We start from the raw sequence: 14,528 nt of genomic DNA, 5'->3' as shown, positions 1-14,528 counted from the left end.
ATGGCGTAGAGGAGCGCCGTCGGGCGAGACGGATAAGGCCGGACTTGTGTTTCTAGTTGGGATCGTGTCCGGCCGCCCGGATCGGAGCGACTCAGAGCGCTTCGGATGGTTGACGGGCGCAGTAGAGACCTGCCACGAGGTTCACCTGCTCGCCCCCGCTGCGAACGAGCGGGGTGTTGATGCCTCTGCCTGAGGGTAGTGGGGGGTCGTCGACCTGGTGGCTCGTGGTGGCTGGGCACGGCCTCGTCAGTTGGTCTGCGTGTTGGTCAGGTGCACACCGATGTAACCGATGTAGACACACGGCGTCCTTGGGTGAGCGTCGTAGACGTACATTCTGGGGCTGCGCATGCCGATCTTCGCGAGCTTAAAATGCGAGGTCATCGCCATGCGCCTGGACGGATCGACGTCCTCTGGCACCGGGAAGACCCGTTCCTCGCCCCATGCGTTCATAGTGGACCTGTTTTCCGAACGGCCCCACTTTTTCTTGCCGACCGAGCGGTAGCCGGAAGGCGGGTTCGTGAGGTACTGGTCAAGCCCGCCGTTCCAGTCGCCGCATTTCCGCGCGGCGACGTAATCTTTGAGGCATAGCACGGATTCCCATGCGGTCCGCAGGGCGGCGTTATTAGTGTCGATCTGGTTGAGCTTGGCGACTTCCGCCGGGTCTCCGGTGAATACTACGCAGTGGATCTGCTCCAGTCGTTGCAGTAGGTCTTCGAAGTCCTCCGGGACGGATTCGCCGAAATCTTCCGGCACGTCGACATAAGGGGACTCGTAATCTCCGCGTTCTTTGAGCCGGGTTTCGAGCCACTGAATCCGTGCCTTGCTATCGTCCAGCTCCAGCTGAACGATCTCGGTTTCGGTCTGGGCCTCGTCGAGTGCGTTGCGCAGCTTTTCGTTCTGGTCCTCGAGTCCGAAGTTGGCGAGCATGATGTTGTCGACGCGCAGCTCCAGTGCTCGGATGGCCTCACGATCCGCATGGCGGACCGTGATCCGAGTCATCGCTTCAGCCAGTTCGTGCTCGGTGACGGAAGCTATGCCGAGTACGCGCCTCACGAGCGCTAGCTGCTCTCTGCGCTCGGCAATCTCAGCCTTGAGCGCGGACTCCGAAGACATCTCCGCGGACGACGGTTCGACGGCCGGCCGGACGTCGATGGCGGCGGAAGCTTTGGTTGGCGCCGAGCTGCCAACCGCAGGGGCGAACTCGGCAGTTTCCACTGCCTCGACCAGTCGGCGGTTCTCGTGCCGGTCGAACCGGCGCTGCACTCGCAGTACCTCGGGGTTGGCTGGTCGGGCCGCGGCTTGCTCTCGGACGATTTCGCCGAGCAGCCGACGGATCGAGGAGTCGGGGTGTTGGGCAAGTCGCTGTGTTCCGAGAATGCGGTGCCGCCGATGATCTTTCTCGTCCTCGAAGACCACGCCCGGCCGATAGGTTCGGATTGTCCAGGCCGGTACACGGTACCGGTCTCCGGCCATGAGAGCGAAAGCTCTCGTCGCAGCGGGATCGAGGACCGCCACCTCGGCAAGCCCGCAGACTTCTTGCGACCATTCACCGACTTTCCGGACGTATGGGTCGAATGGCAGTCCGTCGGCGGACTCGCTCCCCGCGACGAGCACCAGGCCGTGCCGACGTTCGTCGGCGAGCAACGACACGAGTCGGTCGATGTCTTGTTCGCGAAATACCTCGGGTCTCCCAGAGAATTCGATGCTGCCGTCCCGGAGAGGCAGCGCCTCGACCAAGAACTTGGCCAGCCCGGGTACATTGACGAAACGTCCCTGGTCGTTGCGGACAGTCAGGCTGATCCAGTCGCGGTCGCCGGGCTCGTCGTGCGCGATGAGGTCAGTCGTCCACGTGCCGCTCGCTCCCTGGTCTTCGACCAGGCGGACGCGAAGGTCGTGGCGGCCATTGTCCGCGAGACGACGGACTGAGAGAGTCGAATTGTGCTGTGCGTAGTCTGCGGAGACGTTCAGCGGAACGTCGTAATCTTTCCGGCTTCGGAGCCACGCGGATGCCTGCGCCTCTGCCTCGGGCAACCAAAAGTCACCTGACTCGCAGCGGACGTACGCCGCGTAGTCGCCGCGGCGCATCTTGCTGATTCGGGCTGTCGCATGAGCTTCTGCCGCTGTTCCCGTAATCGTCCCGCTCGGCACTGGCATCCTCTTTCTCACTGGCAGACGCCTCGGTTACCTGTTAACTAAATAAGCGGTGCCGAACGCGAATCACGACTTAAAATCGTGAGTCGCGACAACAGCTCGACTCCGAAGGATTACGTCATCCGTCGCGGAGAAGCCGCCCGCCGTTACAAGCGACTGCCGATTGTGCCGAACGGTAACCTTCTCTTGATCAGGCGTCTTCCAAGCGAGCATGCAGACCCGCTGCTCGCGTGACTTGATGTCCGGTGGCGCGGAACCGTGCGGTCCCACGTGATGGCACGGTGTGGTGATCCACCGCGTCGTCTTCAACGAACAGTTGGATGGCGCAGAAGGCGCGCCTTTGCCAGCTTCGCCGGGATGCCGGAGGCCAGTTTGCACACGCTGATCCAGACGGGCATCGACGGCTCGGTCGCCCTTCGTGCTGGGCCCGGACTAAGTTCAGCTGCGGCTGGGCAGGACCCCGAAACCGAGCGAGATAACAGTTCAGGCGGTTTCCCAGCGATCGCTGAAGCTGAATCGGCGAGTGGAAGGATCGCGGGATGACGAGTTGGTGGGCGAGTCTTATGGCGGTAGCGGGCACGCTTGCTGGTGCGCTGACCACCAATCTGCTGGAGGCGCGGGTGGGCCGGGTTCAGCGGCGCGAGGTGGTACTGGAGGGCGAAGCAAAGAACTGCTGAATGCGGTCAGCGAGCTTGCAGCGGCGTTGGGTGCCCATCGGAGGGCGATGTGGGTTGCGGGGCTGCGCGATCCGGGGACACCTGAGGATCGCGAGCAATTGGCTGTCGTGCAGGAGACGCGGGCCGCGATCACTGCGCCCTTGGTCCGGGTGGGGATCGGTTTCATCCGGGGTCAGTCAGGGTCTGAGCCGTGGAAAGTCAGGCAGCACCGAGAGAAACGTGAAATGCCGCGGGAGGGGCTCGGACGGCCCCGTCCCGCAGCGGCCGGCTCGGGATCAGCGGGTATTCTGGTCAGCCCACCACGTCTGCCCGGCCTCCGGCAAAGTCTGGATCGGGTCGTAATACGGGTACTTCCGCTGCAACGCCTCCGGATCCTCGTGCTCGATCCCGGTCCGGTAGTTCTTCGTCCAGTACGAAATCCCCAGCTCCCGGTCATACTCGGCAAGCTGGTGCACCCACCGCTTCCCCACATAAGGAACATCGCACACGATCCGCGGCGTCGCATACCCAGGCAAGTACCCCATGATCGAATGCTGCAATTCCTGCGCTTCCCAAACGGCGACCCGCCAATGCTCCGCATTCGGAATCATGTCGCACATGTAAAAGTAATAAGGCAGGATATTAGCCTCGCCCTGCAAAGCGAAACACAAATCGAGCAAAGCTGCCGGAGTCGCATTCACCCCGCGCATCAGCACGCCTTGATTCCGCACGTCCCGCACGCCCACCTGCAATGCCGTCCGCGCCGCTTCCGCTACCAGCGGGGTCACCGACTGCGCGTGGTTCACGTGCGTGTGGATGGCCAGGTTCACCCCGCGCGCCTGGGCCGTCAGCGCGACTCGCTGCAGACCCTCAGTCACCTTCGGCTGGAGCCAGTGCTGGGGCAGCGCCGCGAGGGCCTTCGTGGCGAGGCGGATGTCGCGCACCGTCTCGATGTCCATCAGCCGCATCAGGAACGACTCCAGTTGCGGCCACGGCACGTTCGCCACGTCGCCGCCGGAGACCACTACGTCGCGGACGCCGGGGGTGCGCTTCAGGTAGTCGATCATCGCGTCCTGGCGGTCGACCGGCTTGAGCGCGAGCTTGTGCTTTTCCACCTGTTCGGTCGAGTTGCCGACGAGGTCCATCCGGGTGCAGTGCCCGCAGTACTGGGGGCAGGTCGAGATCATCTCGGCCAGCACCTTCGTCGGATAGCGGTGAGTGAGCCCCTCGACCACCCACATCTCGGCCTCGTGCAGCGAATCGCGTTCGGCGTGCGGGTGGCTGGGCCACACCGGGTGCCGGTCGCTGCGCACCGGGAGCATGTACCGGCGGATCGGGTCGGCGTAGAACGCCTCGGTGACCTTCGCCGGGTCGGTGCCCGCGTGCGGGGCCATCGTGTTGATCATCTGCGGCGGCAGCAGCATCGACATCGTGGCCATCTCGCGCTGGTCGGCGATCAGGTCCTCGTAGAACCGGTCCTCCAGCAGATCGCCCATCAGGGCCCGCAGCTGCTTGACGTTGCGCACGCAGTGCACGCGCTGCCACTGGGCGTCCCGCCACTCTGCTTCGGTCACGTCGTGCCAGCCGGGGAAGCGCCGCCAGTCGGGTTCTGCCAACTCGGCGCGGACGTACTCGTACGGCTGGTCGAAGGCGGCGGCAGTCGGCACAGGTTCCTGGGTCGCAGTCATCTGTACTCCTAGTCGTCGGGAACGCGTAAAAATATCCTGCCATAACGTTAGTCGACCGCAAATCTTTCTGCACGCTGACCCGGTCGGCCCTGCTCGGAGGGCCAGGCGGGAGACTCGGGGAGTGAACGACAGCACGACGCTCCTGCTCGGCGGCCGGATCTACACCCCGTCCTCGCCCGACGCGACGGCGATGGCGGTTTCCGGCGGCACCGTGGTGTGGGTCGGCCAGGACGCTCCGGCCCGCGCGCTGCACCCGGACGCCGAGGTGGTCGACCTCGGCGGGGCGTTCGTCGCGCCGGCCTTCGTGGACGCGCACGTGCACGCCACCTCCACCGGCCTGCACCTGACCGGTCTCGACCTGACTGCCGTCCGCAGTGCGGCCGAGCTGCTCGCCGCCGTGCGCGGGGCCGTCGTGCCTGGGCAGGTGCTGCTCGCGCACGGCTGGGACGAGTCGTCCTGGACCGACCAGCGGCTGCCGAGCCGCGCCGAGCTGGACGCAGCCGCCGGGGACACGCCGGTCTACCTGAGCCGGGTCGACGTCCACTCCGCTCTGGTCTCGAGCGCGCTCGCGAAACTCGCCCCCGGCGTCGAGTCGGCCGCCGGATGGTCGGACGACGGACCGCTCACCCGCGACGCTCACCACCGTGTCCGTGGAGCCGCCCGCGACGCGGTCACGCGGCCGCAGCGCCAAGCGGCCCAGCGGGCGTTCCTCGCCACGGCCGCCGCGCGCGGGATCGTGTCGGTGCACGAATGCGCAGGTCCGGACATCTCCGGCGAGGAAGACTTCGCCGACCTCATGGCGCTCGCCGACCCGAAGCTGCCTGAGATCGTCGGCTACTGGGGCGAGCTGAACGGCATCGAGACCGCACGCCGCCTCGGTGCGCACGGCGTCGCCGGCGACCTGTTCGTGGACGGCGCCCTCGGCTCCCGCACCGCCGCGCTCACCGCGCCGTACTCCGACGACCCCGGCACGTCCGGCTCGCTCTACGCTGACGCCGCCGTGATCGCCGACCATCTCGTCGCCTGCACCGAAGCGGGCCCGCAGGCGGGCTTCCACGTCATCGGCGACGCCGCGGTCGGCGAAGTGGTCGAAGGGTTCCGGCTCGCCGAGAAACAGGTCGGCCAGCGCGCCCTCGCCGCGCGCCACCACCGGCTGGAGCACCTGGAGATGGTCACTCAAGACCAGGCGCGCGCTCTCGCCGGATGGGGCGTCGTCGCGTCCGTGCAGCCGCTGTTCGACGAAGCCTGGGGCGGCGATTCCGGGATGTACTCCGAGCGCCTCGGCGACCGGGTGGCAGCGTTGAACCCCTTCGCGCAGCTCGCCGCCGAGGGGGTCGTGCTCGCCTTCGGCAGCGACGCCCCGGTGTGTGCGGTCGACCCGTGGGCAGCCGTCCGCGCGGCCGTGCACCACCACACTCCCGAAGCGCGGCTTTCCGCCCGCGCCGCGTTCACCGCGCACACGCGGGCCGGACATCGCGCGGCCGGCGTCAACGACGGCGTCACCGGCAGCCTCGTCCCCGGCGCGCCCGCGCACTACGCGATCTGGGACGCGTCCGACCTCGTCGTCGCCACGGCCGACAGCCGCGTGCAGCGCTGGTCCACCGATCCGCGTTCGGGCGTGCCGCCGCTGCCGAGGCTGGAGCCGGGCGCGCCGCTGCCGCGCTGCCTGCGCACCGTCCGCGGCGGCACGGTCATCTACGACGAGTTCACACCGGCCGCTTAGAGTTCCGGGTGTGGCAGTGAGCGTGGCGGACGCCGATTCGGGCGTTCCGCACAAGACCAAGCGAAAGCGGGCGTGGAAGCCCTGGCTCGCGCGCGTCCTGGTGACGGCCGCGACGGGCTACGGCTACTACCTCAGCTTCGCGCCGCGCCCGCTGTGGTGGCTGGCCCCGCTGGCGTTCGCGGCGTTCGCGCTGATCCTTCGTGGACGGTCGTTCCGCGGCGCGTTCGGGTACGGCTTCGTGTTCGGCATGGCGTTCTTCGTGCCGCTGCTGGTGTGGCTGCAGGACTTCCTCGGCCGCGACTTCGGCCCGCTGCCGTGGCTGGCGCTGTCGTTCGCGCTGTCGCTCTATTTTGGACTCGCCGGATGGCTGATCCGGGTCGTGGCGCGGCTGCCGCTGGCGCCGTTCTGGGGCGCGCTGGTGTTCATCGCGCTGGAAACGCCGCGCACGTGGTTCCCGTTCGGCGGGTTCCCGTGGGGCCGCGTCGCGTTCAGCCAGCCCGAGGGCGCGTTCCTGTCGCTGGCGTCGGTCGGCGGCGCGCCGCTGGTCGGTTTCGCCGTCGTGCTCACCGGTTTCGGCCTCGCCGCGCTCCTCGCCCGGCTCTGGCGGACGCGCAAGGCCTGGGACCGCGCGCTGGTGTGGCCGGCCGTGTTCACCGTGCTTCCCGCCGCGGCCGGGCTCGCGGTGTGGCCGACGATCGGCACCGAGGCGCAGAACGGTTCGCTCACCGTTGGCTCCGTGCAGGGCAACGCGCCGGACATCGGCCTCGCCTTGCAGGGGCAGCGCGGGGTGCTGCGCGCCAACGCCCTCGCCGAGAGCGCCCGCCTGCTGCAGAAGGTCCAATCAGGACAGCTGCCGAAGCCGGATCTGCTGCTGTGGCCGGAAACCTCGACCCCCTTGGACGGCGACGACCCAGGAGTCGACCAGATGGTGGCGGCCTACGGGGTCCCGGCGATCATCGGCGCCCTCGTGCGGACGCCGGACGGGGCCGCGGAAAACTCCGCCGTCGTCTGGGATCCGCGCACCGGCCCGGGACAGCGCTACGCGAAGCAGGACCTGGTGCCCTTCGGCGAATACGTGCCCGCCCGCGCCGTGGCGCGGCTGGTGACGCCGTTCATCGACGACACCCGCGACATGCGCCCCGGCGACGGCTCCAACGCCGCCCTGTCGGTCGCCGGCACCAAGATCGGCGTGTTCATCTGCTACGAGTCGGCCTTCGACGCCCCGGCCCGGGACGCGACGAACGCGGGCGGCGAACTGCTCGTCGTGCCGACCAACAACGCGTGGTACGGGCCGGGGGAGATGAGCTACCAGCAGCTGGCGATGGCGCGGCTGCGGGCGGTCGAGCACGGCCGCGCGGTGGTGGTGTCGGCGGTGTCCGGGGTGAGCGCGTTCGTCGCCCCGGACGGGACGATCACCAGCTCCACCGGGCTTTTCACGGCGGATGCCCTGGTCGGGCGAGTGCCGCTGCGCACGCAGACTACGCTGTCGGATCGAATCGGTGCGTGGACGGAGTACGGACTGCTGGCGTTGGCGATCGCGGGTGTCGCCGGCGGGTTCGTGCTCCGTTTTCGCACCCGGCGCGGCACCGCAGGGAACGCCGCGCCGAAGGGGACCACAGCAGGGGAAGCGGCGGGCTGACCCGCCGGATGCGGAGGAGACGGATGGCGCAGGCGCCGCGGGGGGCCGAAACGATCGAGCCGGTGCTGGTGGTGATCCCGACCTACAACGAGCGGGACAACCTCGGCCCGGTGCTGGACCGGCTCCACAAGGCACTCCCGGACGTCGACGTGCTCGTCGTCGACGACGGGAGCCCGGACGGCACCGGCGAGCTGGCCGACGAGCGCGCGGCCGCGGACAAGCGGGTGCACGTGCTGCACCGCACCGCGAAGGAGGGCCTCGGCAAGGCCTACATCGCCGGGTTCCATTGGGGGATGGAGCGCGGCTACGCGACGTTCGTGGAGATGGACGCCGACGGCTCGCACGCGCCGGAGGACCTGCCGCGGCTGCTGGACGCGGTCGGCGACGCGGACCTGTCCATCGGGTCGCGGTACGTGCCGGGCGGCAGCACGGTGAACTGGCCGCTGCGCCGGACGCTGCTCTCGCGCGGGGCGAACCTGTACTCGCGGATCGCGCTGGGGATCAAGGTGGCGGACATGACCGCCGGGTTCCGCGCGTACCGCCGTCCGGTACTGGAGAAGCTGGCGCTGAACGAGGTCGCCTCGCACGGCTACTGCTTCCAGATCGACCTCACGCGCCGCACCGCGGACGCCGGGTTCGACATCGTCGAGGTGCCGATCACCTTCACCGACCGGGAGATCGGCGTGTCGAAGATGAGCGGCGGCATCATGTCCGAGGCGTTCTTCCGGGTCGCGGAGTGGGGCGTGCAGCGCAGGCTGGCGCAGGTGAAGAAGCTGCTGGGCCGGGGCTGACCGGTCAGGCGAGGACGCGGTAGGTGAGGTGTTCGGCGCCCGGCGCCGACACCGCACCGAGCGGCTCCAGCCGGATCGGCTCGGGATTTCCCTGGGGGAACAACGGGGTCCCGTCGCCGAGGACGATCGGCGCGAGGTGGATCCGCAGCACGTCCGCCAGCCCGGCGTAGAGGACCTGCGAGGCGATCGACCCGCCGCCCATCACGACGACGTCCTTGCCGCCCGAGGCCGCGCGGGCCTGTTCGACAGCGGTTGCGACGTCGTGGACGAACCGGAACCGCTCGCCGAGCCGCACGGTGGCGGGCCGCGTGTGGGTGACGACGAACACCGGCGGGGCGGCGGTCTGGTCCTCGTCGTAGCCGTAGCCGATTTCGTCGTCCCAGCCCTGCGGGCCGTCCACGACGTCGAAGGTGTTGCGGCCCATGACCACCGCGCCGGTTTCGGTGAACGAACGGTGCAGGATCTCCGCGTCGCGCGGCGTGCGCTGATCGGCCACCCAGGAGTGCAGCGGTTCGCCGCCGATCCCCAGCCCGTGTTCGGGATCGGCGCCCGGTCCGGTGACGTAGCCGTCCAGCGACATCGAGATGTCCACGATCACCCTGCTCGCCTCCGGCCGGTCCGCTTCGCTGACCAGCTCGTCGAGCCGGTCCATCGAATCGCGGATGCCGTGCTCCATCCCGCTCGCGATCATGGCGTCGCGCGCCTCGACACTCGGGAAGACCGACCGGGTCCGCACTCGCGTCTGGCCGCCGAGATCCTCGAAGGCCAGGGTTTCCAGGCTGACGTTGCCCGGCGCGCCCTCGTACTCGAAGGTCTGGACGATCCGCTCGCCGCTGTCGACCGCGTGGTAGACGCCGTGGAACACATGCTCGCCGCCGTCGGGGTCGAGGTGCACGTAGCGATACGTCCCGCCGGGATGCGGGTCGAACTCGACGACGCGCATCTCGACGTCGCGCGGGCCGAGCCAGCGGACGATGAGGTCGGGGTCGGTGTAGGCGCGGAACAACTGCGCCGGCGTCGCGTCGAAATCGCGGACGATCTCGATGAACGGGCTGCCGGGCTGGGCGGTGATGGCGGTGGGGTTCATCGGTCCTGCTCCTTGGTCTCTTCGAGGACGGCGTCAAGGCGGCGGTACTCGCGTTCGCGGTTGAGCCGGTAGGTGTCGATCCAGCTCGTCAGTTCTTCGAGCGCGGCCGCGTTGAGGTGGCACGGGCGGCGCTGGCCGTCGCGGCTGCGGGTGATGAGCCCGGCCGCCTCCAGCACCTGGACGTGCCGCGACACCGCCTGCTTGGTGACCGGGAACGGCTCGGCGAGTTCGTTCACTGTCGCTTCGCCGCGCGACAGCCGGGCGATCAGGGCGCGCCGGATCGGGTCGCCGAGCGCGGTGAACGCCCGGTCCAGCCGGTCGTCGCGATTGTCAACGGGCATCTTTATCAACCGATCTCTTTATCAAGCAGTCCGTTGACAATAAGCCCGACGCGTCCCCGGAGGCAAGGGGCGGACCTCAGCGGACCTTGCGCACCGAGGTCGTGTCGACGTCGGCCACCGCACCGCTGGCCGATACCGGCCGAAGCGGCGGGATCGGCTGCCCGGCCTCGTCCACGAGCACGGAGTGGTCTTCGCCGGGGGAGAAGGCGTGCCGTTCGCCCCACTGCCGGAGGGCGACGACGACGGCGAACAGGTCGCGTCCGGCCGGCGTGAGCGTGTAGACCTGCCGTTTGCCGGACTCCGCGGTCCGCCGGTCGAGGACGCCGCGCTCGACCAGGCGGCGCAGGCGGTCGGTGAGGATGTTGCGGGCGATGCCGGTGCGCTGCTGGAAGTCGGTGAACGCCCGCGCGCCGTCCATCGCGTCGCGCACGATCAGCAGGCTCCACCGGTCGCCGACGAGGTCAAGGGTGCGGGCCACCGGGCATGTCGGATCGGTCCAGGCCGGGGTTTCGCCCACGGATGCCTCCTCGATGAGTTGCTCTTTGAAACCATTCTGCCGTACGGTGCGATCAGTTGCAATTCGCTACTGATTGGGGGATCCATGGGCCTCACCACGGGCCGCCGGACGGTGTTCGCCGCGGTGTGCGCGGTCGCCGTCGCGAGCATTTACGCTGCTCAGCCCGTTCTCGCCCGGATCGGCGAGGACCTGCGCGTGCCGGACGCCGGGCTGGGCTGGATCGTCGCCGCCGGCCAGCTCGGCTACCTGGCCGGGCTCGCCGCGCTGGTCCCGCTCGGCGACCTCGTCGACCGGCGGAAGCTCATCGCCGCGCACCTGCTCCTGACCGCCGTCGGCGCCGCGCTGGCAGCGGCCGCCACCGAAACCTGGCTGCTGCTGGCCGGGTTGGTGCTCGCAGGCCTGTTCGCGGTGGTCGTGCAGACGACGGTCGCCTACGCCGCCGCTCTGTCCACTCCGGAGGAACGCGGCCGCACCCTCGGCGCGGTGACGTCCGGCGTCGTCATCGGCATCCTCGGCGCACGAGTCGCGGCTGGCGCGCTGGCCGAACTGTGGGGCTGGCGCAGCGTCTACCTCGCGCTCGCGGTGCTGCTGGTGGTGCTCGCCGGTCTCGTCCTGAAGACAATGCCGCCGGACCCGCGCACCGACCGCGCCACGTACGGGCAAGTCCTGACCTCGCTCGGCGGCCTGTTCCGTGAACCGCTGTTCCTCTCGCGCGGGCTGATCGCCTTCTTCCTGTTCGCGTCGTTCGGCGCGCTGTGGAGCGGTCTTTCGCTGCCGCTGGCCGCCGCTCCGTGGCACCTGAGCACAGCGCAGATCGGCCTGTTCGGGCTGGTCGGCCTGGCAGGCGCGCTGGGCGCAGCCCGAGCCGGACGCTGGGCCGACCGGGGACACGCGAGCCTCGTCACCGGCGGCGCGCTGGTCTTGCTGGCGGTGTCGTGGCTGGCGGTCGGGCAGCCGTCGTTGTGGCTGCTGGCCCTGGGAATTCTGGTGCTCGACTTCGCCGTGCAAGCGGTGCACGTCAGCAATCAGCACCTGCTGACCGCCGCGCATCCGAACCGCACCAGCAGCGTCATCGGCGGCTACATGATCTTCTACTCGCTCGGTTCCGCCCTGGGTGCGGCTGCGACGACCACGGCGTTCGCGGCGGGCGGCTGGATCGGCTCCAGCATCCTGGGCGCGGCGTTCGCCGGGTGTGCGTTCGCGGTGTGGTTCACAGCGGAATGTCGTGCTCGGCGACGTAGTGCCGGATCAGCGCTGCCATCGAGCGGCGGAACGAATCCTGCCTGCTGTCGCTGAGGGTGCCGGCCAGCTGGCCGATCTCGGTCCGGATCGCCTCGCGCACCAGCCGCACGACCGCGCGGCCCTCCTCGGTGTCGGTGACGTGGACGGCGCGCCGGTTGCCGGGGACCGCGTTCCGCCGCACCAGCCCGCGCCGCTCGGCGCGGTCGACGAGCCCGGTGACGCTGGACTTCTCCAGTTCCAGGATCCCGGCCAGCTGCCGCATGCCGATCTCGCGGTCGTCGAGCACGGCGAGCATCCGCAGCTGGGTGACCGACAGCCCGTGCTCTCCGGCGAGTCGGCCCAGGATCGCCTGCACGATGAACGACAGCTGCATGAGCCCGTCGACCAGGTCCGGGGCCGGGGCGTCTTCGCGGGAGGAATCGGTCACGGCGGTCAGGTTAGCTTGACCGAGTTCGCGGCACCAACTATTTTAGTTCGTGACACGAACAGTACTTGAAACGAACCTGGAGGGGCGCATGGCGGACCGTAAACGCGTCGCCGTCGTCATCGGCAGCACCCGCCCCGCCCGCATCTGCGGCGGGATCGCCGCCTGGGCGCGCGACGCGCTGGGAGAAGGCAGCGACCTCGCCTACGACCTGGTCGATCTCGCCGACCTCGCGCTGCCGTTCCTCGACGAACCCGTCAAAGCCGCGCTGCAGCAGTACGAGCACGAGCACACGCGGGCGTGGAGCAAGCTCGTGCAGGGCTATGACGGCTTCGTTTTCGTGTTCCCGCAGTACAACTGGGGCTACCCGGGGGTGCTCAAGAACGCGCTGGACTACCTCTACCGGGAATGGCGCGATCGCCCGGCGAGCCTGCTCACCTACGGCACCCGCGGCGGCGGCAAGGCCGCCGAACAGTTCATCGGCGTCCTGCACGGGCTGCACATGCGCGTGCTCGACACCCACGTCGAAGCCGTCATCACCGACCAGGACGTGGACGAGAACGGGCAGCTGCGCGACCTCGACCGCACGCTGCGCCCGAACCGCGCACTGCTGCGCACGATCGACCAAGAGATGGCCGAAGCACTCGGCTGACCGAGAAACGGAGAACCAACCATGCCAGCAACCTCACGCCGGATCGGCTTCATCGGGCTCGGGAGGATGGGCACCGCCATGGCCGGCCGCCTGCTCGACGCGGGCTACGACGTCACGGTGTGGAGCCGCAGCGCGGGCAAGGCGGACGACCTGGCCGCCCGAGGCGCGACCGTAGGCGAGACACCCGAGGACGCGATCGCCACCGGAACCGTCTTTTCCATGCTCAGCAACGAAGACGCGGTGCGCCAGGTGTTCACCGCCGAGCGGATCCGCTCCGCGCCGGAAGGCTTCCTCCACGTCAACCACGCGACCATCAGCCCGGAGGCCGCCCGCGAATTCGCCGCGCTCGGCGGGCGCTACCTCAGCGCCCCGGTGATCGGCCGCCCGGAAGCCGTGACGGCCGGGAACCTCGCCGTGCTGGTCTCCGGCGACGCGGCCGTCCGCGCCGAGGCGGAGCCGATGCTCGCCGCGATCGGCAGGCGGGTCTGGGACTTCGGCGACGCCGCGGACGCCGCCCCGACGGCGAAAATCTCGGTCAACTACCTGATCATCCACGCGCTGCAGGCACTGTCCGAGTCGATCACCCTGCTGCAGCACGCCGGCCTGGACGCCGGGCGGTTCGTCGAGATGATCACCGATTCGGTGTTCCCCGGCCCGGTGTACCGCGGCTACGGCGACTCCATCGCCGCCCGCTCCTACACCCCGCCGGGATTCACCACGACGCTCGGCTTGAAGGACCTGGACCTCGCGCTGCGCACCGCGGGCACCCTCGGCGTCGACCTGCCCACCGGACCGGTCCTGCACGACGTGTTCACCACCGCGGTCGAACAGATCGGCGCGGACCTCGACTGGGCCGCCATCGCCGAGGTCACCCGCCGCCGGTCCGGCGGCACGACCGCCTGATCCCCACAGGTTCGGCGAACAACTGCGGGCACCGCACCTGCTCAGCGGCCCGACGCTCGCGGAGGTCGGCGACGTGCCGAAGACGCGGAACGGCCCCCGCGGGGGAGGTCGCGGGGGCCGTTCCTGTTCGGGTGGGAGCCAGCTACTGGCCGAGGCTCAAGCGGACCGGCTGGTCCGGCGTCCTTTAAGCTCGGCGAGACGTTCGTTCAGCAGGTCCTCGAGCTCGGGGATGGAGCGGCGCTCCAGCAGCATGTCCCAGTGGGTCCTGGGGGGCTTGACCTTTTTTGCTCGGGCTGCCCGCCGTCGACGATCTCGGACTCGCTGCCGTGCAGGCGGCACTCCCACACCGTCGGGATCTCGGCGTCGTCGGAGAACGGCACCTCGAACTCGTGGTTCTTGGGGCAGGAATAGCGCACGGTACGGCGAGGAGCGAGGTCGTGATTGCGGTCGGTCTCGTAGCTGACCGCTCCCAGCCGGCTTCCACGGAGAACACGGTCGGCCATAGTGGGATTCCTTTCAGTCAGCTCCGGGTGGAGCCAGGGTGATGCTCACCCTATGCAACGAACGAGGCATCCGAGGGATTCCCGGCACGCCATGTCGCTGCTCACGATGAGCTGCGTCACCCGTGGTCTTCAGCTTCCTCCAGAGGGAGTCGTTTCGCCCTCTGACGTGACGCGGATACCGCCTTCTTAGTGCGGATATCCCCCAGTCGGG

Annotated in this window: 13 protein-coding genes and 1 pseudogene; 7 read left to right on the top strand and 7 right to left on the bottom strand. The window is 69.0% G+C overall.

What is annotated here, in order from left to right; translation table 11 throughout:
- Positions 1-246: 246 nt before the first annotated feature.
- Complete coding sequence (locus RPX00_RS36885) at positions 247-2,031, bottom strand: hypothetical protein (RefSeq protein WP_406632373.1); 1,785 nt, start codon at positions 2,029-2,031, stop codon at positions 247-249.
- A gap of 659 nt (positions 2,032-2,690) precedes the next feature.
- Here RPX00_RS36885 and RPX00_RS36880 point away from each other — a divergent pair.
- Positions 2,691-2,828, top strand: a complete 138-nt coding sequence (locus tag RPX00_RS36880; protein ID WP_406632372.1) for a hypothetical protein — start codon at positions 2,691-2,693, stop codon at positions 2,826-2,828.
- 275 nt (positions 2,829-3,103) lie between these two features.
- Here RPX00_RS36880 and RPX00_RS36875 read toward each other — a convergent pair whose 3' ends face one another.
- Positions 3,104-4,495 carry a KamA family radical SAM protein gene (locus RPX00_RS36875; RefSeq protein ID WP_406632371.1) on the bottom strand — a complete coding sequence of 464 codons (1,392 nt, stop codon included), beginning with the start codon at positions 4,493-4,495 and terminating at the stop codon, positions 3,104-3,106.
- A 121-nt stretch (positions 4,496-4,616) separates the two neighbouring features.
- Between RPX00_RS36875 and RPX00_RS36870 the strand changes: the two genes are divergently transcribed.
- Genes RPX00_RS36870 through RPX00_RS36860 form a run of 3 tightly spaced genes read left to right on the top strand, consistent with a single transcriptional unit; the run spans position 4,617 to position 8,648 of the window.
- Positions 4,617-6,218, top strand: a complete 1,602-nt coding sequence (locus RPX00_RS36870) for an amidohydrolase (protein WP_406632370.1) — start codon at positions 4,617-4,619, stop codon at positions 6,216-6,218.
- Positions 6,219-6,228: 10 nt separating this feature from the next.
- Positions 6,229-7,857, top strand: coding sequence for an apolipoprotein N-acyltransferase (lnt, locus tag RPX00_RS36865; RefSeq protein WP_406632369.1), 1,629 nt, complete (start codon positions 6,229-6,231; stop codon positions 7,855-7,857).
- 23 nt (positions 7,858-7,880) lie between these two features.
- A complete protein-coding gene (locus RPX00_RS36860) occupies positions 7,881-8,648 on the top strand; it encodes a polyprenol monophosphomannose synthase (protein WP_406632368.1) in 768 nt (255 codons plus the stop codon).
- Positions 8,649-8,652: 4 nt separating this feature from the next.
- Here RPX00_RS36860 and RPX00_RS36855 read toward each other — a convergent pair whose 3' ends face one another.
- From RPX00_RS36855 to RPX00_RS36845, 3 genes are all read right to left on the bottom strand, one after another.
- Positions 8,653-9,735: an SRPBCC domain-containing protein gene (locus RPX00_RS36855; RefSeq protein ID WP_406632367.1), complete on the bottom strand. Its 1,083-nt coding sequence runs from the start codon at positions 9,733-9,735 to the stop codon at positions 8,653-8,655.
- A complete protein-coding gene (locus RPX00_RS36850) occupies positions 9,732-10,076 on the bottom strand; it encodes an ArsR/SmtB family transcription factor (protein ID WP_406632366.1) in 345 nt (114 codons plus the stop codon). Before RPX00_RS36850 ends, RPX00_RS36855 begins: the two co-directional genes overlap by 4 nt.
- 76 nt (positions 10,077-10,152) lie before the next feature.
- Positions 10,153-10,593 (bottom strand): winged helix-turn-helix transcriptional regulator, encoded by a 441-nt coding sequence (locus RPX00_RS36845; RefSeq protein WP_406632365.1) that lies wholly within the window; start codon positions 10,591-10,593, stop codon positions 10,153-10,155.
- Between the two features lie 84 nt (positions 10,594-10,677).
- On the opposite strand from RPX00_RS36845, the gene RPX00_RS36840 reads away from it, so the two are divergent.
- A complete protein-coding gene (locus tag RPX00_RS36840; protein ID WP_406632364.1) occupies positions 10,678-11,889 on the top strand; it encodes an MFS transporter in 1,212 nt (403 codons plus the stop codon).
- Here the strand turns inward: RPX00_RS36840 and RPX00_RS36835 are convergent.
- Entirely contained in the window at positions 11,804-12,262 is a 459-nt protein-coding gene (locus RPX00_RS36835; protein ID WP_406632363.1) for a MarR family winged helix-turn-helix transcriptional regulator, read from the bottom strand. The genes RPX00_RS36840 and RPX00_RS36835 overlap by 86 nt on opposite strands.
- A gap of 88 nt (positions 12,263-12,350) precedes the next feature.
- Between RPX00_RS36835 and RPX00_RS36830 the strand changes: the two genes are divergently transcribed.
- Complete coding sequence (locus RPX00_RS36830) at positions 12,351-12,911, top strand: NADPH-dependent FMN reductase (RefSeq protein WP_406632362.1); 561 nt, start codon at positions 12,351-12,353, stop codon at positions 12,909-12,911.
- Positions 12,912-12,932: 21 nt separating this feature from the next.
- Positions 12,933-13,814, top strand: coding sequence for an NAD(P)-dependent oxidoreductase (locus RPX00_RS36825; RefSeq protein ID WP_406632361.1), 882 nt, complete (start codon positions 12,933-12,935; stop codon positions 13,812-13,814).
- A 195-nt stretch (positions 13,815-14,009) separates the two neighbouring features.
- On the opposite strand, the pseudogene RPX00_RS36820 reads toward RPX00_RS36825, so the two are convergent.
- Positions 14,010-14,317, bottom strand: a pseudogene (locus tag RPX00_RS36820) (RNA polymerase-binding protein RbpA); the annotation flags it as partial.
- Positions 14,318-14,528 lie beyond the last annotated feature (211 nt).

Origin of the sequence: Amycolatopsis sp. WGS_07 (assembly GCF_045278895.1) — a bacterium.
Classification (GTDB): Bacteria; Actinomycetota; Actinomycetes; order Mycobacteriales; family Pseudonocardiaceae; genus Amycolatopsis.
The sequence above is the reverse complement of the archived record's forward strand: the minus strand, read 5'-3'. Positions and strand labels throughout refer to the sequence as shown.

Coding starts and splice junctions, on each gene's coding strand:
- RPX00_RS36855 (WP_406632367.1), bottom strand. CDS start 9,735: ATGAACCCCACCGCCATCACCGCCCAGCCCGGCAGCCCGTTCATCGAG.
- RPX00_RS36825 (WP_406632361.1), top strand. CDS start 12,933: ATGCCAGCAACCTCACGCCGGATCGGCTTCATCGGGCTCGGGAGGATG.
- RPX00_RS36840 (WP_406632364.1), top strand. CDS start 10,678: ATGGGCCTCACCACGGGCCGCCGGACGGTGTTCGCCGCGGTGTGCGCG.
- RPX00_RS36860 (WP_406632368.1), top strand. CDS start 7,881: ATGGCGCAGGCGCCGCGGGGGGCCGAAACGATCGAGCCGGTGCTGGTG.
- RPX00_RS36830 (WP_406632362.1), top strand. CDS start 12,351: ATGGCGGACCGTAAACGCGTCGCCGTCGTCATCGGCAGCACCCGCCCC.
- RPX00_RS36880 (WP_406632372.1), top strand. CDS start 2,691: ATGACGAGTTGGTGGGCGAGTCTTATGGCGGTAGCGGGCACGCTTGCT.
- RPX00_RS36850 (WP_406632366.1), bottom strand. CDS start 10,076: ATGCCCGTTGACAATCGCGACGACCGGCTGGACCGGGCGTTCACCGCG.
- RPX00_RS36875 (WP_406632371.1), bottom strand. CDS start 4,495: ATGACTGCGACCCAGGAACCTGTGCCGACTGCCGCCGCCTTCGACCAG.